The sequence below is a fragment of the Variovorax sp. M-6 genome (assembly GCF_052114385.1).
GTDB lineage: Bacteria > Pseudomonadota > Gammaproteobacteria > Burkholderiales > Burkholderiaceae_C > Variovorax.
Genome location: NZ_JBFREQ010000006.1, coordinates 125,855 through 146,336 on the forward strand (window position 1 = coordinate 125,855; position 20,482 = coordinate 146,336).

Sequence of the window (20,482 nt, forward strand, 5' to 3'; positions counted from 1 at the left end):
GGCGGCCTGCGACCCCCTGGAGGAGCGTGGGGGGCTCAGAGCGCCATCTTGATGATGGTGAAATCGTCCTCGAGCACCCCGGGACCATGCGCCTCGCGCGCCCAGTCCAGCAGGCGGTCCATCTCGGACTGCCCGTCGCGGACCGGCCGGCTGAGGATGTCGACGAATGCGGAGAACTCCAGCATGGAGCCATCCGGCCTTCTGATTTCGTAGGCGCCGTCGCTGAAGACGAAAAGCCGGGCAGGCGACCTCACGATGCACTGCGCTTCCTGGTAGCTGGCCGCCGGCATGATGCCGATGCAGGGGCCCGATGCTTCCAGCGGCTGGCCATCACCGGCGGCTTCGCAAGGGCCGCTCACCAGGATGGCCGGAGGATGGCCGGCAGAGGCGTAGCGCAGGCGCCCGGTGGCGCGGTGATAGACGCCATACCAGACCGTGGAGAACAGTTCGCCGTAGCGCTCCATCGGGTAGGCCTGGTTGAGCGCGGTGAGCACCTCGGCGGGATTGCGGAAATCGGTTCTCGGCAGGGCCTCCGAGCGCAGCGTGTCGGCGACCGTCACCGACAGGAGCACCGAGCCCACGCCATGGCCGCAGACGTCGATCAGGTAGAGCGCGAAATGCTCCTCGTCGATCCAGTGGTAGCCGAACGAATCGCCGCCGAGTTCGGTCGACGGAACGAAGCGCCAGTCGACCACCCAGGGCTCGGACAGCGGCGCCGGCAGCATCGAACGGACATAGCGCTCGGCATCGCGCAACTCCTGCTGCAGCCGGTCGTGGGTACGCTGCAGGTCTTCGCGGGAGGCGGCGAGATCGCGATGAGCGCGCGTCAGTTCCTGGTTGGCCGATTCGAGTTGCGCGATGAGCCTGGCCTCGCGCTGGCTGAGCAAGGTCATGTCGTAGGCCTTCTGCTGCACCAGCCGCGCCTCCTCGTATTCCGCCGTCACGTCGAGCAGAAGGACCCAGACGGTGCCGTCATCGGCGAAGAAATGGACGTCCGCTACGCGCCCGCTGGGCATCTCCATGGAGCGGATGAGGAAGGGGGTCTCGGCCAGCGGCAGCAGGCCTTCGAGGAACGGGATCTGGTCGCTGGCGAGCACACCGGACTGGAGGCCCTCCAGGCCGTAGTGCGCCAGGTGCCCGCCGGCCTGCACCAGGTTCTGCGAGCCATCGATGACCAGATGCGCGAGAACGCGCTGCGCATGGAGCAGCAGGAGCAGCGAGTCGGAAATCCGCGTCGGCAGGTCGAGCATGACTATCGCGCCAGGCGCGCCGCCAGTTCCTGGAAGGTCTCCTCGACGCCCATGCCGGTCTTGGCGCTGGTGCGGCGGAAGGCCCAGCCTGCCGCCTCGAGGCGTTCGATCCGTTCCTGCGGGATCGCCCAATCCTCCTGCAGGTCCGCCTTGTTGAGCAGGACGACGAAGGGGACGTCGCCGACCTCCGCGCCGACGCGCGCCTGGATCGACACCGCGGTGTCCAGGGTTTCGGGCCGTGTGCCGTCCACCACCAGGAGATAGCCGGCCGCGCCGCGCAGGTAGCTCACCCGAACGGCCGAGACCTCGTCCTCGCCGGCGATGTCCCACAGGATCAGCGCCATCTGCTCGGTGCCGATCGTCAGCAGCTTCTTGTCGATCTTCACCCCGACCGTGGTCAGGTAGGTATCCGAGAAAATGGTGTCGACGAAGCGGCGTACCAGGCTGGTCTTTCCTACGCCGAAAGCGCCGAGCAGACAGATCTTCTTTTGCAGCATGGTCAGTCGCCGGTGCTGACGCCGAAGGAAACGCGCCGGTTCATCGACAGTTCGTCCTCGCTGGCGCCGGGGCGCAGCGGCTCCAGCGGGCCGGCGCCGCGCACGGCGAGCACCGACGGATCCACGCCGCGCGCCCGCAGCATGGAGCGCACGACCTCCGCGCGGCCCACGCTGAGGGCCAGATTGGACGTGTCCTTGCCGGTCGCATCGGCGTGGCCGACGATCGTCACCTTCACCGGGAAGCCCTGGGTGCGCGCCACCTGAACCAGCTCGCGCATATCCGCGGCCACGGCGTCGAGCTTGCTCTCCTGGTCCGCCGCGGGCCGAGGCACGCTGAAATCGAAGTGAATGAGCTGGGCCTGAATGGCGTCGCGCAGGCGGACATAGTCCGGATCCTGCACGTCCTGGAGGGCGCTGAGATCGACCTTCGGAGCCCCCGCGGGCAGGGTCAACGTGAAGGCCCGGGCCTTGTCCATCCAGCGTTGGGGGGCACTGCCAGTGGCGCGAATGCCGTTCGCGTCCTGTGACAGGCTGACGGTCGGCGGCGGATTCAGGGTGGCTTGCAGCCGCTTCAGAATGATGGCCGGATGCAGCGCCTGGTAGGGTTCCCAGCGCCCGGCGATGCGCGCCGCATCCAGTTGGGCCTGCTCCAGCAGCGCTTCGGGCGGCATCGCGAGCGGGTCGCGCAGCCCGGACACCAGCCACTTCCCGTCGCGGCGCTCGGCGCCGGTCACGACGATGCCGGGCTGGTCCTGCAGCGCCGCGACATAGGCGTCGACGTGCCGGCGTTCGATGATCCGTTGGGCCATCCAGTAGCCCAGCGCCAGCAGCAGCGCCAACAGGGCCAGCCAGAACAGCGGGGTCAGCTTCTTCTGCGTCTCGGCTTCCTGGGAGATCAGGCAGGGTTGCAGGCGTCGCCCCACGTCGGCGAAGGGTTCGACATCGCCGCTGAATTCTTCGAGCGGCGTGCGCCATTCGTCGTGGACGGCCGCCAGCGTCTCGCCCAGGCGGGTGCGCAGCATCGCCGGCGGATTGCCGTGGATCACCGCGGCGAGAAAGGCCGACGGACCTTCCTCGCACCACAGCAGCAAGTCGCCCAGGCGCAGGCTGTCGATGCTGCGGCCGCCCGTGGCGCCACTCCCGGTTTCGTCGAACGAATCGCGCACGAAATCCTGTATGGCGGAGAGCATGCCGGAGACCAGTTGCGGATCGCGCGTCGTCGCGTCCTCCCTGGCCACATGCGCGATCAGCAGGCCCGCCTTGCGATGGACCAGGAAGAGGTGTTCGACCCGGTACACGGCCGTGTGCTTGAGCACCACGTCCGCGAAGGTGCTCCCGCTGCGCCAGGCCTCGATGCGCCACTTGAGGCCGCGCCACGACAAGCTGTGCTTGAGCGCCTGATTGAGCGATTGAAGCGTGCCCTCGAGGGTCTCGGCGATGGCCTTGCGAATCGCCGGCCCCATGACCGGGTACAGGATATCGACCATGGTGCCCGGGTTCTTCTGAATCGACGCCTGGGTCGCACGCTCGACGGTGGGCGCGATCGCCTGACCGAGGCGCTCGTCCTGCGCCGCCAGCACGAAGGCGGAGGGGAGCACTGCGCCCACCGCATCGGCGAACTCGCGCGGGTCGTCGAATTTCCGTTGCAGTCTCGCCAGGGCCGCCTGCTCGCGCTCCATCAGCACGCCGCGCAGCGCATCCATCCGCGGATCGGCCTCCAGGCGGCTCGGAAGCGCCGCGGCCACGTCCGGATTGACGCAGCGAGCCAACTCCAGCAGAAGGCCGGCCAGCCGCCGGCTCTGATCTTCCTCGGCAGCGGTGCGGGGTGCGCTTGTCGCGGCAAGCGACAGGCGCGCGTTCACAGCGCCTCCGCTCCGGCGTCGGACCGCGCGAGGCGACCTGCTGCGCTTGCCACGCGACTCAGCCGCGCTCGCCGTTGCCGCCCTTGGGCGATACGTCCTGGTTCAGGCATTTGGCAATCTCGACGAACAGGCCTGCGAGCAGGTTGCGGTCGGTCTTGACATTGCTGAGTTCGGCGAACATCCGCTCGGTGGTGGCGCGGGCGTCGTCCTGGCGTTTGCGCATCTCTTCGCGCAACACCTGAACCTCGTGGCCCAGGCGATCCGTGAAGTCGCGCTCCTGGCGCGCCAGCTGGTCGGAAGCCTGGGCGAGGCGCTTTTCCAGGGCCTGGGTGTGCTCCCGCAAGCTGCGCTCCAACTCCTTGTCGGCTTCCGCACGCAGGTCCTTTTCCTCGCGGAACTGGCCGGCGACCGATTCGAGCTGCTTCTTCATCGTGGATTCAAGGCTGCTCAGACTGCGCGACGACTCCGATTCCAGGTCGCGCATCCTTTGCTGAAAGCGATCCTCGAGAATGGAAAAGCGCTTGTCGTAGTCCTGCATCTGGTTGCCGAAAAGCAACTCGCGCATCTTGTCGACACCGGAGGTCTCTCCGGCGCCGTTGGGTTGGCTCGCGAGCGCCGCCTGAGCCGCCAGCGCGCTTTGGGTATCAATGTTCATGGAGGGCTTGGCTGTCGTTCCCATTGCGAAATCTCCTCGGTTGTGGATGGGTGGGTGTTGAAGCTCGGTCAGGGCGCCGACGCCCGGAAAAGCAGCGTCAGGCAGTTGCGGCCGTCCTGGTGGCGGTAGCGCAGGCCATCGGAAAAACGGCGAACGATGGGAATGCCCCAGCCCCCGATGCGCGCGTCCTGAAGGCTGGTCGCCGGCGCGGGTTCAGGGACCTGCCGAGGGTCGAACTCGCTCCCCTCGTCCTCGACTTCCAGGGCCACGTCTTCTCCTTGCCAACCCAGGCGCAGAAGGATGTGCTGCGCGCCATCGCCACAGGCGTAGCTCATGATGTTGGTCACCACCTCGGTGGAGCAAAGATCGAGGTGCTGCGCCAGCCGGGCCGGAAGCCGCTGGCTCTCGGCCCAGTCGTGCACCCAGGCGCTCACGCGCGGGAGCTCGCGCAATTCGCTGCCGACGATCAGGGAGGCCCGCTGCTCCCCGTCGGAGGGGGACATCAGCGGCTCTCGGCCAGCGCCATCAGCGCGCTGCAGGCGGTATCGACGTCGGGGTATACCGGGATGATCGTGTCGATGCCTGCCATCTTGAGAACCTCCGCAACAAGGGGCTGAGGGTTTGCCAATGCCATCCCGCCGCCGCGCAGCGACTGGGCCCTTGCATTGACGACCAGCGTGCGAATGCCGATGGATGCCAGAAACGACACTTCGGACAAGTCGATCACCGCGAGGAGCTTCCGGGTCGCCACCAGGGCGGCGAAGCGCAGGTTGATGTCATGCCCGCCGATGCTGTCCATGCGCCCGACCAGACTGATCTTTTCGACGCCGTCGGCCAGTTGTTCCGTTCTCAGGTCCATGCGATCTCCGCAGTCGATGTCGATGGGTTCCCAATCGGTGCGCTTCTTGTTTCCAAAACAAAACAAGATCCGCCTACAGACAAAAAATAGAACCTTTTTCTAGCTTACGCCCAAAATGCGGCTGCGTCGACAACCCGCCCATCCCCAAGCCGATGGATGGCGTCCGGTTCAGCGGTCCTTCCGCGCCGGCACATGGTTCAAGGCCTCGACCAGCCGATCGACGCGGATCGGCTTGGTCAGGTAGTCGTCCATGCCGGCCGAGATGCACATCTCCTGGTCGCCCTGCATGGCGTTGGCTGTCATCGCCACGATGCGCGGCCGTCGATCGGCCTCGAGCAGCGTGCAGATCTGCCGAGTGGCGTCGAGCCCGTCGAGTTCGGGCATCTGCACGTCCATCAGAACCACGTCGTAGGTCTGGCGCTGGACCGACTCGACGGCTTCGATGCCGTTGGAGGCAAGGTCGGCCCGGTAGCCCATCTGCTGCAGCAGGCGCATCGCGAGCTTCTGGTTCACCACGTTGTCCTCGGCCAGCAGGATCCGCAACGGGTGACGCGCGCCCATCGTCGGGTCGATCTGCGGCTTGGCGCTGCCGCCCTCCGTGGGCTTGGCGACCGATTCGCGCGCGAGCAGGCTGACCAGCGTGTCGAACAGCTGCGACTGGTGGATCGGCTTCGACAGGTAGGCGTTGAACAGCGATTCGGCGTCGCCCGCTTCGCGCCGGCCCAGTGAACTGAAGAGCACCAGCGGCAGCGTGGCGTGGTTCGCGCGGATGCGACGCGCCAGATCGATGCCGTCCATCTCGGGCATGTGCATGTCGAGGATCGCGAGATCGAAGCGCTCGCCTTGTTCGAGCCAGCGCAAGGCCTCGGCCGGCGATTCGGTGTCGCGCGAATCCATGCCCCAGCGGCCCGTCTGAAGCGAGAGCACGCGCCGGTTGGTGGCGTTGTCGTCGACGATCAGCAGGCGCTTGTCGCGCAGCTCGACCTGCACGCCCGTGACGACGCGGCGCTTGCTCGGCGGCGCCTCGGAGATCGACGCTTCGATGGTGAAGAAGAAGGTCGAACCCGTGCCCGGGCCATCGCTCTCGACCCACATGGTCCCGCCCATCAACTCGGCCAGCCGCTTGCTGATCGCCAGGCCGAGGCCGGTGCCGCCGTACTTGCGGGTGGTGCTCGAGTCGGCCTGGGAGAACGACTGGAACAGCCGGCCCATGCCTTCGGGCGACAGGCCGATGCCGGTGTCGCGCACGGCAAAGGTCAGGCCGACCTGATCGCCCGCCCGGGCCTTGGCGCTGACGGTCAGCACCACCTCGCCGGTCTCGGTGAACTTCACCGCGTTGCTCAGCAGGTTCAGCAGGATCTGCCGCAGCCGCGTGAGGTCGCCGCTGACGCCTGTCGGCACGCCGCACTCGAACACATAGGCGATGTCGAGCTTCTTCTCGGTGGCGCGGGTGCTGACCAGGTCGAGCGCCGACTCCACGCAGTCGCGCAGGTCGAACGGATGCGACTCGATGTCCATGCGCCCGGCCTCGATCTTCGAGTAGTCGAGGATGTCGTTGATGATGGTCAGCAGCGCGTCGCCCGAATCGCGGATCGTTGCCACGTAGTCCTGCTGCTCGGCGTCGAGCGGCGTGTCGAGCAGCAGTCCGCTCATGCCGATCACCGCGTTCATGGGCGTACGGATTTCGTGGCTCATCGTCGCCAGGAACGCGCTCTTGGCCTCGTTCGTGGCTTCGGCGGCGGCTCGCGCCTCCTTGGTCTCGTTGAACAGGCGTGCGTTCTGGATCGCGATCACGGCCTGGTCGGCGAAGGTCTCCAGCAGCTTGATTTCCTTGTCGGCGAACGCCTGCGGCGGCTGGCGCGTGACGTGGATCGATCCGATGTAGCGACCCTCCCACATCAGGGGGGCGACCATGATCGCGTAGTTGCCCAGCAGCTCGGCCACCTCGCGCATGAACGCAGGCACGTGCTGCGCGGCGAGCGCATCCGGAACATGGAGGACGTCGGGGCCGGGCATGGCGGCACCCGCGGGCACGATCGGCCGTGGATAGAAGCGCTCGAGCACTTCGCGGGCAGGGCCGCGATGCGCGCTCAGGCGCACCAGCCCGTCGTCGTCGACCAGTGAAATGCCCAGTTGCGTGCCGGAGAACAGGCGCTGGCAGCTCTCCAGGATCTTGTCGAACACGGGCTGCGCGTCCTCCATCGATTCGCTGATGACCTGGAGCACGTCCGCCGTGGCGGTCTGCCGTTCCAGCGCTTCATGGGTCTCGTTGAACATCCGCGCGTTCTGGATCGCGATCACGGCCTGGTCGGCAAAGGTCTTCAGCAGCGCGGCTTCCTCCTCGGTGAAGGGCAGCGGCGGGCGGCGGATCACGTACAGCATGCCGATGCCCCGGCCCTCCCACTGCATCGGCGCGAAGACTTGCGAGTAGTTGCCGATATCGAGCATGAGCGCGACATTGCGCACGCCCTTGGGCGTGTCGGCGCCGTTCATCACGTCGGCGTAGCGCAGCACGCGGTTTTCGCGGATCGCCCGCTGCACAGGCTCGTCGCGCAGCGGCAGCGGAAAGATGCGCGCCACCGCTGGCGCCGCATCGCCGCGATAGGCTGCGGAACGCAGCAACCGGCTCTCCTCGTCGATGGTCAGGATGCCCAGTTCGGAACTGCGGAACAGGTGGGCGCAGCTCTCCAGTATCTTGTCGAAAACGGGCGCGGTGTCGGCCACCGAGCTGCTGATCACCTGCAGCACGTCGGCGCTGGCGGTCCGCTGCTCCAGCGCCTCGCGGGTCTCATGGATCAGCCGCACGTTCTCGATCGCGAGCACGGCCTGGTCGGCAAACAGCTGGAGCAGGTCGATCTGCCGCTGCGGCGTCTTGCCGGGTTCCGGCCAGGCGGTGGTGATCGCGCCGATCGGCACGCCGTCCTTGAGCATCGGCGCGCAGATCACGCGCCGCCGGTTTCCGCTGTTCGCCAGCCTGCGGTCGTAGTCCGGATCCGACCACGCGTCGTCGGTGCTGAGGGCCCGTCGCTCGAGGATCGCCCGGCCGTTCATCTGGCGCGGGTCCGGCGGCGCCGGCCACACCGTGCGCGCCGCCTCCAGCGCGTCCGAGGACCAGTTGCGCGTCGCGGCCAGGTGCACCAGGCGGCCATCGAAGCTGAAGATCGCGGAAGCCGGGCCCTCGAACAACCACATGGTGCAGTCCAGGATGGCCTCGAACACCGGCATCACGTCGGTCGGCGATTCGCTGATGACGCGCAGCACGTCGCTGACGGCGGTCTGGTATTCGAGCGACTCGGTCAGCTCGGCGGTGCGCTCCTCGACCTTGTGCAGCGCCACCTGCGTATCGTTGAAGAGCCGCGCGTTCTGGATCGCGATGACGGCCTGGTCGGCGAAGGTCTTGAGCAGCGCACGCTCGCTGGGGCGGAACGGACCGACCTTGGTGCGCTGCATGCTCAGGATGCCGATGCCGCGGCCTTCCCAGATCAGCGGCGCCGCCAGGTTCGCGTAGCTCATGCCCGCGAGCTCGGCGTTGCGACGCAACGCCAGTGGTGCCGCGGGGTCGTTCAGGACATCGGCGAATTCCACCAGGTCGCCGGTCTGAAAGGACAGTTCGGCCGAGGTGCCGGCCAGCGGCATCGGGTAGTTCGACTGCATCGACGCCGCGAGTTGGGCCAGCCGTTCTTTGCTGATCGTGGCCCGGCCGGCGGCCGTCATCAGCCAGCGCGTCAGCGCGAGATTGCCCTCGGCGTCGACCATCAACAGCGCGAAGGAGCTGCCGTCGAACAGGTGCTCGCAGCATTCGAGGATCTTGTCGAACACCGGTCCGGGGTCGGCCACCGAGCTGCCGATGACCTGCAGCACCTCGGCGGCGGCGCTCTGGTGGGATAGCGCCTCCTGCATTTCGCGGCCATGGCGCTGGGTCTCGTCGAAAAGGCGCGCGTTCTCCAGCGCCAGGCCCAGGCTTGCCGCCACGGTTTCGAGCAGCCGGATCTCGTGCGCCCCGAACGCGTATTCGCGTTCGTGGTTCTGCAGCGCGATGATGCCGAGGGCGCGGTCGCTCCCGATGATCGGTACCGCAACGATCGAGTGGGCCCAGTCGGTTCCCGGTGCGGGGCGAAGGCCGACCCGGAGCTGTTCCTCGCGGGTATGGGCCACGCCGACCCGGCGCGTGTGCAGGATGCGCGCCAACGGCTCGTCCGGCTTCAACGGCCGCGCGGGTGGCTGCGGCAGGGGCATGTCGTGTTCGTAGCGGTACAGCACCTGGACCAGGTCGGTCTTGTCGTCCCACCAGACGATGTTCAGGTCGCCGGAGTGGAACAGTTCGCGCAGCTTGTCGCCCACCAGTTCGACGATGGCCTGGAATCCCAGCTTTGCGGCGATGCCTTGCTGGATGGCGTTGATGAGCGTGAGTTCGTCGGTGCGCTGCATGAGCACGCCCTTGCACTCGGCCAACTCGCGCTGGAGGCCCTCGCCGACGCGAAGGGTGGCCAGGACCCCGGCGGCCTGGCGCGCCAGCGCGGCCAGCAGGTCGCGCTGGACGCGGTCGAAGCGGCCTGAAGTGCCTTCGATGTCGGCATAGAGGTAGCCGAACAGTGCCCCCGGCGCGACCAGCGGTGCGATCAGGCACGAGCGCTGGTCGGCCGGCCCGGCACCCTCGGGCCCGTGCCGCAGGCTCGATTTGCGGCTGCGGCGGGTGTCGGCGAGCCAGGGCGTGATGGCGCGCAGCAGGGCGGCAGGGTCTTCGGTGGGCGGCAGCCTCGCGCCGGCGCTGCGCAAGCCGGCTTCGGTGTCGAGCACCAGCAGCACACGCTGGGCGCCAACGAGCTGGGCGGCCTCGTCGACGACCAGGTCGCACACCTCGCTCGCACTGCGCAGCGCATTCAATCGCAGGCCGATGTCGACCCGCCGCTCGAACGGCTCGCGCAGTTTGCCGCCCGCGCGCGGCGCGTGCTTCGACAGGGGTCGAGACCGGGACTCAGCCATGGGGCATTTGCCTTCAGCGATCAGCAGGTCGATGCGCGAGCGGCGCACCACGGCGAGGAGTCTAGCGGCGAAGAGGGAATCTCTGCACGCGGGCGTTCGCCCCTGGCTCCTCCCGGCCTTGCCGGCGGCGGAATGTCGGCGGCGGGCCCACGGTTCGAATCCGGCCGATTACTTCGGCACCATCGACAAGAACGGCCCGAGGCTGCCCAGAAACCAGCTCTGGCCGAAGTCGAGCGCGGCGCGACGGTATTTCTCGTCGGCCTGCGCCGCCAGCAGGTCGAGCCGCGCCACCACCTTGGAGAGTTCGCGATCGACCACCAGATTGCGGCCGCGCCCGCTGATCTCGGTGGCCAGCAGCAGCGGCTGGCCGTCGGGGCCGGTCTTGGAGCCGATCAGCCACAGCGAGATCTCGAAATTGCGCGCCGCCCGGAAGCTGTTCTCGGCGCTCACTCCGTCGAGCATGCTCTGCTCCCAGGTGTCGCCGTTGGCCTGCTTGAGCAGCGCCGCCCAGCCGACCACCAGCGCCGCGACCCGGTCGCCCTCGTAGGGCCTGGGTGCAGTCTCGAAGGCCAGCCGGACGGCGTCGATGCCATAAGCGCCCTGGAGTTGGGGCAGCGGCGCGTTCTGCGAAATCGCGTCCCAGGTGCGCTGGATCGCCTCGTCGGCGCTGCCGCACCACTTGCGCCATTCGCGCGGATTGCGGCGGTAGAGCGACAGCTGCACGCGCCGCACCGACTGCAGGTTGTCGCGCAACGCGAGATTGGCGATGCGGTTCGCACCGCTCTGTACCCATTCATTGCCGGCGTAGGGCTCGGCGCGATCGGTCGAGGCACAGCCGGCCAGGGCCAGGGCCGCCGCGCCGCCGCCGATGAGCCAGGCGCGGCGGTGGAGAGACGAGGAAAGAGGGGAAACACGCATGGTCCTCACGTTATCATCCTCGCCTCAGGTGGCGGCCTGGCCTGGGGGTGCCAGCCGCCGGAATCTGCTTACAAATCAACACCTTGGCACCCAACCTTGGCAAAACAACTGGCTTAGGGCCGACCTGACGTGCGTCTCAATTCCATCAAGCTCTCGGGCTTCAAGTCCTTCGCCGAACCCACCAATTTCCTCCTGCCCGGCCAGCTGGTCGGCGTGGTCGGTCCCAACGGCTGCGGCAAGTCGAACATCATGGATGCGGTGCGCTGGGTGCTCGGCGAGTCGCGCGCCTCCGAACTGCGCGGCGAGTCGATGCAGGACGTGATCTTCAACGGCACCACCACGCGCAAGCAGGCCAGCCGGTCCAGCGTCGAACTGGTGTTCGACAACGCCGACCACCGGGCCGGCGGCCAGTGGGCCCAGTTCGCCGAGATCGCGGTCAAGCGCGTGCTGACGCGCGACGGCAATTCGAGCTACTACATCAACAACCAGCCGGTGCGCCGGCGCGACGTGCAGGACGTGTTCCTCGGCACCGGCCTGGGGCCCCGCGCCTACGCGATCATCGGCCAGGGCACGATCAGCCGGATCATCGAATCCAAGCCCGAGGAACTGCGCCTGTTCCTCGAAGAGGCCGCCGGCGTCTCGAAATACAAGGAGCGCCGCCGGGAGACCGAGAACCGGCTCGGCGACACGCGCGAGAACCTCACCCGGGTCGAGGACATCCTGCGCGAGCTCAACAGCAACCTCGAGCGCCTGGAGAAGCAGGCCGAGGTGGCGGCGCGCTACAACTCGCTCACGGGCGACGCCACGCGCAAGCAGCATCAGCTGTGGTTCCTGAAGCGCACCGAAAGCGAAGCCGACCAGGCCAAGGTCAAGGCCGACGCCGAGCGCGCGATCAACGACCTGGAATCGCGCACCGCCGACCTGCGCCACGTCGAAGCCGACCTCGAGACCGTGCGCCAGGCCCACTACGCGGCCGGCGACCAGGTCAACCAGGCGCAGGGCAAGCTGTACGAGGCCAGTGCCGAAGTCGGCCGGCTCGAGGGCGAGATCCGCTTCGTGGTCGAAGGCCGCCAGCGGGTCGAGCAGCGCCTGGTGCAGCTGCGCGAGCAGATGGCCCAATGGGGGGCGCGCCGCGAAGACGCCGAGACCGAGATCGAAACACTGGCCGGCCAGGGCGTGAACGCCGAGGAGCAGGCCGAACTGCTGGCCGCGCAGCTCGAAGAGCACGATGCCCGCATGCCCGAACTCGAGGACGCGCAGCAGCGCGCCCAGAACGAAGCCAACGCCCAGCGCGCCACGGTGGTGCAGGTGCAGCAGCAGATCCAGGTGCTGGCGGCCGACCAGCGCAACATCGAGGAGCAGAGCCGCCAGCTCAACCAGCGCGCCGAGCGGCTGCGGGTCGATCAGAACGCACTCGCGGCGCCCGACGAGGCGCGCTTGCGCGACCAGCAGGAGCAGCTCGCCGCCGCCCAGGAGGCGGCCGCCGAGGCCGACGCCCGGCTGCAGGACCTGCAGGAAGCGGTGCCGCAGCTCGACGACGACCGGCGCACGCGCCAGCAATCGGTCAACACCGAAGGCGCGCGCCATGCCGAACTCTCGGCCCGGCTCGAGGCGCTGAAGGCACTGCAGGAAAAGGTCAAGACCGACGGCAAGCTCGCCCCCTGGCTCGCCAAGCACGGACTCGACAGCCTGCAGGGGCTGTGGAGCCGCATCCATATCGAGCAGGGCTGGGAGAACGCACTCGAATCCGCGCTGCGCGAGCGCCTGGGCGCGCTCGAAGTCAGCCGGCTCGACATGGTCCGCGCCTTCGGCGGCGATGCGCCGCCGGCCAAGCTGGCCTTCTACACGCCGCCGTTGGCCGGCGTGCCGCAGGGTGCGGCGGCGTTGCCGCGGCTTGCGGACCTGCTGCGCCTGGGCGACGCCGGCCAGCAGGCCTTGTTGTCCGAATGGCTGCATGGCTGCTTCACCGCGGCGACGCTCGAAGAGGCGCTGTCGCAACGCGACAAGCTGCAGCCCGGCGAAGTGATCTACGTCCAGAGCGGCCACGCGGTCACGGCCCACAGCGTGAGCTTCTATGCGCCGGACTCCGAGCAGGCCGGCCTGCTGGCACGCCAACAGGAAATGGAAAACCTGGAGCGCCAGCTGCGCGCCCAGACCCTGATCGCCGACGAGTCGCGCACCGCCCTGGCACGCGCCGAGGCGGCCTACGGCGACGCCGCGCAGCGGCTGGTGACGGCCCGCCGCGAGGCCGCCGACACCCAGTCGCGCGCGCATGAATTGCAAGTCGAGACGCTGCGCCTCTCGCAGCTGGCGGAGCAGACCCGCGCCCGCAGCGAGCAGTTGTCGAACGACCTCGGCGAAGTGGTGGCCCAGCTCGAGGAACTGCAGGAAAGGCGCATCGCCGCCGAGTCGCGCTTCGAAGAGCTCGACATGCAGCTCGCCGACAGCCAGGAGCGCCACGCGCAGCTCGACGAGCGCGTGATCGAGGCCGGCCGCGCGCTCACCGCCAGCCGCGAACAGCACCGCAGCCTGGAGCGCCAGGCCCAGGAAGCGACCTTTGCGCAGCGCACGCTCGAAGCGCGCCGGGGCGAGCTGAGCCGCGCGATCGAAACCGCGACGCAGCAGACGGTGGCGCTCACCGAGGAAGACGAGCGCGCCCGCGCCGAGCTCGGCCGTTTGTCCGACGCGGCGGCGCAAGCGGGTCTGCAGGACGCGCTGTCGCTCAAGCTGGAGCGCGAGACCGCGCTGGGTGCCGCGCGCAGCCAGTATGACGACCTGACCCTGAAGCTGCGCGCCAGCGACGAGCGCCGGCTCCAGCTGGAGCGCGAGCTCGACCCGCTGCGCCAGCGCATCACCGACTTCCAGCTCAAGGAGCAGGCGGCGCGGCTGGGCTTCGAGCAGTACCAGCAACTGCTGACCGACGCCGAGGCCGATCTCGAGGCGGTCGCACTGTCGATCGAGACCGACAAGGTGCGCCTCGCCGGCCTGCAAGGCGAGATCGACCGGCTCAACCGCGAGGTGGCATCGCTCGGCGCGGTCAACCTCGCGGCGCTCGACGAACTCGCGGTGGCGAGTGAACGCAAGACCTTCCTCGATGCCCAGTCGGCCGACCTGAACGAAGCCATCGGCACCCTGGAGGACGCGATCCGCAAGATCGACGCCGAAACGCGCGACCTGCTCGGCGGCACGTTCAAGATCGTCAACGAGCACTTCAGCCGCATGTTCCCCGAGCTGTTCGGCGGCGGCAACGCCAGGCTCATGATGACCGGCGACGAGATCCTCGACTCCGGCGTGCAGGTCATGGCGCAGCCGCCGGGCAAGAAGAACCAGACCATCCACCTGCTGTCGGGCGGCGAGAAGGCCCTGACCGCGATCGCGCTGGTGTTCGCGATCTTCCAGCTCAACCCGGCGCCGTTCTGCCTGCTGGACGAAGTGGATGCGCCGCTGGACGACGCCAATACCGAGCGCTACGCCAAGCTCGTCACCGCGATGAGCCGCGAAACGCAGTTCCTCTTCATCAGCCACAACAAGATCGCGATGGAGATGGCCGAACAGCTGATCGGCGTGACCATGCAGGAGCAGGGCGTTTCGCGCATCGTGGCGGTCGACATGGAATCGGCCGTGTCGATGGTCGAGGCAGCTTGAGCGTCGAGGGTCCATGAGCAATCTCACCGTCGCCCTCGCCATCCTCGGCGGACTGGTCCTTGCCACCGTGGTCGGCTACAACACCTGGATGTCGCGCCGCAATGCGCCGCGCCAGCCCGACGCGCCGGACGTCGGACCGGTCGAGACCGAAGCCGCGCCAAAGGGCGAATTCGAACCGGTGCTGCACGTCGATCCGCACCAGGTGCCCGGCAACGAACGGCACGAGCCGCTGTTCGACCCCGACCTGCCGGCGCCGGCGGCGCTCGCCACGCCGTCGGCCGAGCGGCGCGGCGGCCTCGATCCGCTGATCGACGTCATCGCGCCGGTGTCGCTCGACGGGCTCGCCTCCGGCGATGCCGCGATCGCGGCCATGCCGTCCACCCGGCGCGCCGGCAGCAAGCCGGTGGCGGTCGAGGGCCTCAACGAATTCACCGGCGAATGGGAGCCGGCGGTCGCCGGCCAGCGCTATGGCGCCTTCCAGGTCGGCGTGCAGATGGCCAACCGCACCGGCGCGCTCAACGAGATCGAATACTCCGAGTTCGTGGTCAAGGCCCAGGCCTTCGCCGATGCGGTCAACGGCGCGCCCGAGTTCCCGGAAATGCTCGACGAAGTGGCGCGGGCGCGCGAACTTGACCAGTTCGCGAGTTCGCACGATGCCCAGCTGAGTTTCGTGCTGCGCGCGCGCCACGCGGCCTGGAGCCCCGGCTACGTGCAGCAGAACGCCTCGCGCCTCGGCTTCGTGGCCGGCATCATCCCCGGGCGCATGGTGCTGCCCGCGGGCGAGCAGGGGCTGCCCCCGATCCTGGGCCTGTCTTTCGACACCCAGGCCGCGCTGGCCGACGACCCGGCCCAATCGGCGATCCGGGAGCTGACCCTGAGCCTCGACGTGCCCCAGGTCGATCGCGGCGAGCGGCCCTTCGAGCGCATGCGCGAGTCGGCCGCAGCGCTGGCGCGCGAGATGGACGGCATCGTCACCGACAGCGACGGCCAACCGCTGCGAGAGGAAACCATGGACGTGATCGGCGTCGACCTCGAGCAGCTCTACGACACGCTCGATACGCGCGACCTGTCGGCCGGTTCGCCCCTGGCGCGCCGATTGTTCAGCTAGCCCGGAGACCCGCATGACCACGCGCCAGGATGCGGCCCGCGAAGCTGCAGCGTTGAGCGAGCAGCTGCGCCGGCACGCCCATCTCTACTACGTGCTCGATGAGCCCGAGCTTCCCGACGCCGAGTACGACAGGCTGTTCCAGCGCCTGCAGGCGCTCGAAGCCGAGTTCCCGGAGCTGCGCACGCCCGATTCGCCGACCCAGCGGGTCGGCGGCAAGGCGCTCGATGGCTTCGTCAAGGTGCAACACAAGGTGCCGATGCTCTCGATCCGCACCGAGACCGACATCAGCGCCGAAGGGGCCACGCTGTTCGACGCCCGGATCCGCAAGGAGCTCGGCCTGGGCGAGACCGATCCGCCGGTCGCCTACACGGCCGAGCTCAAGTTCGACGGGTTGGCGATCAACCTGCGCTACGTGGATGGCCTGCTGGTCCAGGCGGCGACCCGGGGCGACGGCGAGGTGGGCGAGGACGTGACCCACAACGTGCGGCTGGTCCGCGACGTGCCCGTCCAGCTCCCTGGCGACGCGCCGCCCATCCTCGAGGTTCGCGGCGAGGTCTACATGCGGCGCAAGGATTTCGAGCAGCTCAACGAGACGCAAAGGCGCCGGATCGAGAAGGGGGTCAAGGGCGAGAAGACCTTCGTCAATCCGCGCAATGCGGCCGCGGGCGCGATCCGCCAGCTCGACCCCTCCATCGCGCGCCGCCGGCCGCTGAGTTTCTTCACCTACGGCCTGGGCGAAGTCACGCCGGCGGAGCAGGGCGGGCCGCGATTCGACAGCCAGATGCAAACCCTGCAGACGCTCAAGTCGTGGGGCTTCCCGGTGGCGGAGCAGACCCGGACCTGCGCAGGCGGCGACGAGCTGGCCCGCTTCCATCGGGAAGTCGGTGCGCTGCGCGATGCCTTGCCTTACGAGATCGACGGCGTGGTCTACAAGGTCGACAGCCTGGAGCTGCAGCGGCGGCTCGGCTTCGTCTCGCGCGAGCCGCGCTGGGCGGTGGCGCACAAGTACCCGGCGCAGGAACAGCTCACCGAGGTGCTGGCGATCGAGGTGCAGGTCGGGCGCACCGGCAAGCTGACGCCGGTGGCCAAGCTGGCGCCGGTGTTCGTGGGCGGCGTGACCGTGACCAATGCCACGCTGCACAACGAGGACGAAACCCGGCGCAAGGACGTGCGCGTGGGCGACACCGTGATCGTGCGGCGCGCCGGCGACGTGATTCCCGAGGTGGTCGGTGTGCTGCCCGAGAGCGCGGCCCGGCCCGAGGCCGAGCGCGGGCCGGTCTTCACGATGCCGCACCAGTGCCCGGTCTGTGGCTCCGACGCGCTGCGCGAGGAGGGCGAGGTCGACTACCGCTGCACCGGCGGCCTGTTCTGCGCCGCGCAGCGCAAGGAGGCGATCCTGCATTTCGCCGCCCGGCGCGCGCTCGACATCGAAGGACTGGGCGACAAGCTGGTCGAGCAACTGGTCGATGCCGACCTGATCCGCACGCTGCCCGATCTCTACAAGCTCGGCTTCACGACGCTGGCCGGACTGGACCGGATGGCCGACAAGTCGGCCAACAACATCGTCGATGCGCTCGAGGCATCGAAGAAGACCACGCTGCCGCGCTTCCTGTTCGGTCTCGGCATCCGCCATGTCGGCGAGAGCACGGCCAAGGACCTGGCCAAGCATTTCGGCAAGCTCGACGCGATCATGGACGCGAGCGAAGAGCAGCTGCTGGAAGTCAACGACGTCGGCCCGGTGGTCGCGACCAGCCTGCGGACTTTCTTCGACCAGCCGCACAACCGCGAGGTGGTCGAGCAGTTGCGCGCCTGCGGCGTGCACTGGGCGGAAAGCGAGCCCGCCGCCCGCGCCCCGAGGCCGCTGGCGGGAAAGACCTTCGTGATTACGGGGACTCTTCCTACGCTGGGCCGTGACGAAGCGAAGGAAAAACTGGAAGAGGCCGGCGCCAAGGTCGCCGGTTCGGTGAGCAAGAAGACCGACTACGTGGTGGCGGGCGCCGAGGCCGGCAGCAAGCTCGACAAGGCGCGCGACCTGGGGGTGGCCGTGATCGACGAGGCGCGGATGCTCGAGATCCTGGCGCAGGGTCTTTCCTGAGTTTTTCGGCGTTTGCGCGGTCAACACACGGCGCGTGCCGGCCGTTGAACGTACGGATGACCTCAGGAGGTCCGGATGAAGCGAATTCGTTCCGTGTCAGCCGCCATCGCGGTCGGTGGCGCCGCCTTGCTGGGCGGCTGCGTCGCGCCGGGCCCGTACTACGCGGCGTCCTACCCCTACTACGGCGACGCGAGCCCGGTCGTCGTGTCGCCGTCGCTCTATGTCAACGGCTACTACGGCTGGGGTGGCTACGGCTATTACGGGTGGCCGGGGTACTACCGCGGCTACTACGGGCGCCCGGCGTACTACGGCGGCTACTACGGTGGCTACTACGGCCGGTCCGGCTACTACGGCCGGCCCGGATACTATGGGCGCCCGGGCTACTACGGCCGGGGCCGGGGCCCCGGCTAGCAGGGACCGGTCAGACGCCGCGAGCGCGGTCACCACGATAATCCCGCGATGGCCATCCGCGAAATCCTCAAGATGGGCGATCCCCGGCTGCTGCGCATCGCGCAGCCGGTCGTCGCCTTCGACACCGACGAACTGCACCTGCTGGTGCGCGACATGTTCGAGACCATGCATGCGGCCGACGGCGCGGGCCTCGCGGCGCCGCAGATCGGGGTCGACCAGCAGCTCGTGATCTTCGGCACCGACACCGTCAATCCGCGCTACCCCGACGCCCCCATCGTGCCGCGCACGGTGCTCCTCAACCCCGTCATCACGCCGATCGGCGAGGAGGAAGAAGAGGGCTGGGAAGGCTGTCTCTCGGTGCCGGGCCTGCGCGGGGTGGTGCCGCGCTTCGCCAACATCCGCTACACCGGCTTCGATCCCTACGGCGACGCGATCGACCGCACGGTGAGCGGCTTCCACGCCCGCGTGGTGCAGCACGAGGTGGACCACCTGCTGGGCAAGCTGTACCCCATGCGGGTGCGCGATTTCTCGCGCTTCGGCTTCACCGAGGTCCTGTTTCCAGGCCTCGATGCGGGCGCGGACGACTGAGTCAGTTGTACTTGCCGCTGCTGCCGCCGAGGCTGTAGCGCCCGGCGCCCAGGAAGGCCACGGCCAGCGCGACGAACAGGAACATGCCCTGCAGCTCCAGCGCCCAGCCGCCGGACTTGCCGATGACCCACAGATCCTTGAGGTGCACGAGCCAGATGGCAACGAGCATGTTGACGACCGTGATCCAGGCGGCCGGCCGCGTGTAGATGCCGACGATCAGCAGCACCGGCGCCAGGATCTCGCCCACATAGACGAGGTAGGCCAGCGCGCCCGGCAGGCCTTGGGAAGTCAGCGTGCTCGTGATGAAGCCGACCCCGTTGGTCAGTTTGGAGATGCCATGGAGCAGGATCAGGATGCCCAGCGCCAGGCGCAGGATGAGCTTGCCGGTGTCGTCGGAACGGAACATGTGAAAAACCTTTCGTTGCTAAAAACAGGCGCGATTGTGGTCGATCCGAAAGTCGATTTGGGGAATGTGCTCCGGACGGATGGTTCTTTGGCAGACTTGCATGCCGGCCCGTAAACTGCCCGCTGCCGTTATTTCGAAGAAAGAGAAGAGGACCACCGAATGAACCCACGCATCCGTCCGGCGCTTGCCGCCGTTGCCGCCACCCTGGCCCTGGTGGCCGCACCGGCCTTCGCCGGCAAGACGCTCGATGCCGTCAAGCAGCGCGGCACCGTCAAGTGCGGCGTGACCAACGGCGTCGCCGGCTTCTCGGCGCCCGATACCCAGGGCAACTGGTCGGGCCTCGACGTCGACACCTGCCGCGCGATTGCGGCCGCGGTGCTCGGCGACGGCAAGAAGGTGGAGTTCGTGCCGCTCAATTCGCAGCAGCGCTTCTCGGCGCTGCAGGCCGGCGAGATCGACATCCTGGCACGCAACACCACCTGGACGATGACCCGCGACGCCTCGCTCGGCTTCCACTTCACGACTATCACCTACTACGACGGCCAGGGCTTCCTGGTGCCGAAGAAGATCAAGGTGACCAGCGCCAAGCAGCTCAAGAACGCCACCATCTGCACCCAGTCGGGCACCACCAACGAGAAGAACGTCGCCGACTGGTTCAAGGCCCAGGGCATTCCGGTCAAGACGGTCGTGTTCGAGAGCTTCGAGGCCTCGTTCAAGGCCTTCTTCGCCGGCCGCTGCCAGGCCTTCACGACCGACACCTCGGCGCTCGCGGGACTGCGCAACAAGGAAGCGCCCAACCCCGACGACTACGTGATCCTGCCCGAGCTGATCTCCAAGGAACCGCTGGCGCCGCTGGTGCGCCGCGGCGACGACGAGTGGTTCGCGATCGCCAAGTGGGTGCCCAACGCGCTGATCGAGGCCGAGGAGTTCGGCATCACCCAAGCCAACATCGACGAGCTCAAGGCCAGCAGCAAGGACCCGGCGCAGCAGCGCCTGGTCGGCAGCGGCGACGACCTCGGCAAGCTGCTGGGCCTCGACAAGGACTGGTCCTACCGTGCCATCAAGGCGGTGGGCAACTACGGCGAGGTCTTCGAGCGCAATGTCGGTCCCAAGTCGGTGCTCAAGCTGCCGCGCGGCTCCAACAACCTGTGGAACAAGGGCGGGCTGATGTACGGATTGCCGGTGCGGTGAGCGCCGCGTCGGGC

Annotated in this window: 15 protein-coding genes; 6 read left to right on the plus strand and 9 right to left on the minus strand. The window is 68.2% G+C overall.

Features of this window, described 5'->3' with window-relative positions:
• Window positions 1-35: 35 nt before the first annotated feature.
• From AB4Z46_RS09305 to AB4Z46_RS09340, 8 genes are all read right to left on the minus strand, one after another.
• The gene (locus tag AB4Z46_RS09305) at window positions 36-1,250 is read right to left on the minus strand and encodes a PP2C family protein-serine/threonine phosphatase (protein ID WP_442283198.1); all 1,215 of its coding nucleotides are present in this window, start codon (window positions 1,248-1,250) and stop codon (window positions 36-38) included.
• Between the two features lie 2 nt (window positions 1,251-1,252).
• Window positions 1,253-1,747, minus strand: a complete 495-nt coding sequence (locus AB4Z46_RS09310; RefSeq protein ID WP_442283199.1) for a Rab family GTPase — start codon at window positions 1,745-1,747, stop codon at window positions 1,253-1,255.
• Between the two features lie 2 nt (window positions 1,748-1,749).
• A complete protein-coding gene (locus AB4Z46_RS09315; protein ID WP_442283200.1) occupies window positions 1,750-3,609 on the minus strand; it encodes an OmpA family protein in 1,860 nt (619 codons plus the stop codon).
• Window positions 3,610-3,667: 58 nt separating this feature from the next.
• Window positions 3,668-4,264, minus strand: a complete 597-nt coding sequence (locus AB4Z46_RS09320) for a hypothetical protein (protein WP_442283201.1) — start codon at window positions 4,262-4,264, stop codon at window positions 3,668-3,670.
• Window positions 4,265-4,332: 68 nt separating this feature from the next.
• Window positions 4,333-4,767, minus strand: a complete 435-nt coding sequence (locus AB4Z46_RS09325; protein WP_442283202.1) for an ATP-binding protein — start codon at window positions 4,765-4,767, stop codon at window positions 4,333-4,335.
• Window positions 4,767-5,123 (minus strand): STAS domain-containing protein, encoded by a 357-nt coding sequence (locus AB4Z46_RS09330; RefSeq protein WP_442283203.1) that lies wholly within the window; start codon window positions 5,121-5,123, stop codon window positions 4,767-4,769. The genes AB4Z46_RS09325 and AB4Z46_RS09330 overlap by 1 nt, the downstream gene beginning before the upstream one ends.
• A gap of 168 nt (window positions 5,124-5,291) precedes the next feature.
• Window positions 5,292-10,106 (minus strand): GAF domain-containing protein, encoded by a 4,815-nt coding sequence (locus AB4Z46_RS09335; RefSeq protein WP_442283204.1) that lies wholly within the window; start codon window positions 10,104-10,106, stop codon window positions 5,292-5,294.
• A 168-nt stretch (window positions 10,107-10,274) separates the two neighbouring features.
• Window positions 10,275-11,024: a hypothetical protein gene (locus AB4Z46_RS09340; RefSeq protein ID WP_442283205.1), complete on the minus strand. Its 750-nt coding sequence runs from the start codon at window positions 11,022-11,024 to the stop codon at window positions 10,275-10,277.
• Window positions 11,025-11,153: 129 nt separating this feature from the next.
• On the opposite strand from AB4Z46_RS09340, the gene smc reads away from it, so the two are divergent.
• From smc to def, 5 genes are all read left to right on the plus strand, one after another.
• Window positions 11,154-14,669, plus strand: a complete 3,516-nt coding sequence (smc, locus tag AB4Z46_RS09345; protein WP_442283206.1) for a chromosome segregation protein SMC — start codon at window positions 11,154-11,156, stop codon at window positions 14,667-14,669.
• A gap of 13 nt (window positions 14,670-14,682) precedes the next feature.
• Window positions 14,683-15,777, plus strand: a complete 1,095-nt coding sequence (locus tag AB4Z46_RS09350; protein WP_442283207.1) for a cell division protein ZipA C-terminal FtsZ-binding domain-containing protein — start codon at window positions 14,683-14,685, stop codon at window positions 15,775-15,777.
• Window positions 15,778-15,790: 13 nt separating this feature from the next.
• The gene (gene ligA / locus AB4Z46_RS09355; protein ID WP_442283208.1) at window positions 15,791-17,872 is read left to right on the plus strand and encodes an NAD-dependent DNA ligase LigA; all 2,082 of its coding nucleotides are present in this window, start codon (window positions 15,791-15,793) and stop codon (window positions 17,870-17,872) included.
• A gap of 75 nt (window positions 17,873-17,947) precedes the next feature.
• Window positions 17,948-18,283 (plus strand): hypothetical protein, encoded by a 336-nt coding sequence (locus AB4Z46_RS09360; protein WP_442283209.1) that lies wholly within the window; start codon window positions 17,948-17,950, stop codon window positions 18,281-18,283.
• Between the two features lie 48 nt (window positions 18,284-18,331).
• Complete coding sequence (gene def, locus AB4Z46_RS09365; RefSeq protein ID WP_442283210.1) at window positions 18,332-18,871, plus strand: peptide deformylase; 540 nt, start codon at window positions 18,332-18,334, stop codon at window positions 18,869-18,871.
• Between the two features lies 1 nt (window position 18,872).
• Here the strand turns inward: def and AB4Z46_RS09370 are convergent, their stop codons facing one another.
• Window positions 18,873-19,277: a DoxX family protein gene (locus AB4Z46_RS09370; protein ID WP_442283211.1), complete on the minus strand. Its 405-nt coding sequence runs from the start codon at window positions 19,275-19,277 to the stop codon at window positions 18,873-18,875.
• 159 nt (window positions 19,278-19,436) lie between these two features.
• Here AB4Z46_RS09370 and AB4Z46_RS09375 point away from each other — a divergent pair, with 159 nt between their 5' ends.
• Entirely contained in the window at window positions 19,437-20,468 is a 1,032-nt protein-coding gene (locus AB4Z46_RS09375; RefSeq protein ID WP_442283212.1) for an amino acid ABC transporter substrate-binding protein, read from the plus strand.
• Window positions 20,469-20,482 lie beyond the last annotated feature (14 nt).

What these genes read in the sequence shown, in the direction of transcription:
- AB4Z46_RS09330 (WP_442283203.1), bottom strand. Translation starts at nt 5,123, where the DNA reads ATGGACCTGAGAACGGAACAACTGGCCGACGGCGTCGAAAAGATCAGT.
- def (WP_442283210.1), top strand. Translation starts at nt 18,332, where the DNA reads ATGGCCATCCGCGAAATCCTCAAGATGGGCGATCCCCGGCTGCTGCGC.
- AB4Z46_RS09335 (WP_442283204.1), bottom strand. Translation starts at nt 10,106, where the DNA reads ATGGCTGAGTCCCGGTCTCGACCCCTGTCGAAGCACGCGCCGCGCGCG.
- AB4Z46_RS09325 (WP_442283202.1), bottom strand. Translation starts at nt 4,767, where the DNA reads ATGTCCCCCTCCGACGGGGAGCAGCGGGCCTCCCTGATCGTCGGCAGC.
- AB4Z46_RS09310 (WP_442283199.1), bottom strand. Translation starts at nt 1,747, where the DNA reads ATGCTGCAAAAGAAGATCTGTCTGCTCGGCGCTTTCGGCGTAGGAAAG.
- AB4Z46_RS09375 (WP_442283212.1), top strand. Translation starts at nt 19,437, where the DNA reads ATGAACCCACGCATCCGTCCGGCGCTTGCCGCCGTTGCCGCCACCCTG.
- AB4Z46_RS09320 (WP_442283201.1), bottom strand. Translation starts at nt 4,264, where the DNA reads ATGAACATTGATACCCAAAGCGCGCTGGCGGCTCAGGCGGCGCTCGCG.
- ligA (WP_442283208.1), top strand. Translation starts at nt 15,791, where the DNA reads ATGACCACGCGCCAGGATGCGGCCCGCGAAGCTGCAGCGTTGAGCGAG.
- AB4Z46_RS09350 (WP_442283207.1), top strand. Translation starts at nt 14,683, where the DNA reads ATGAGCAATCTCACCGTCGCCCTCGCCATCCTCGGCGGACTGGTCCTT.
- AB4Z46_RS09305 (WP_442283198.1), bottom strand. Translation starts at nt 1,250, where the DNA reads ATGCTCGACCTGCCGACGCGGATTTCCGACTCGCTGCTCCTGCTGCTC.
- AB4Z46_RS09340 (WP_442283205.1), bottom strand. Translation starts at nt 11,024, where the DNA reads ATGCGTGTTTCCCCTCTTTCCTCGTCTCTCCACCGCCGCGCCTGGCTC.
- AB4Z46_RS09370 (WP_442283211.1), bottom strand. Translation starts at nt 19,277, where the DNA reads ATGTTCCGTTCCGACGACACCGGCAAGCTCATCCTGCGCCTGGCGCTG.
- AB4Z46_RS09360 (WP_442283209.1), top strand. Translation starts at nt 17,948, where the DNA reads ATGAAGCGAATTCGTTCCGTGTCAGCCGCCATCGCGGTCGGTGGCGCC.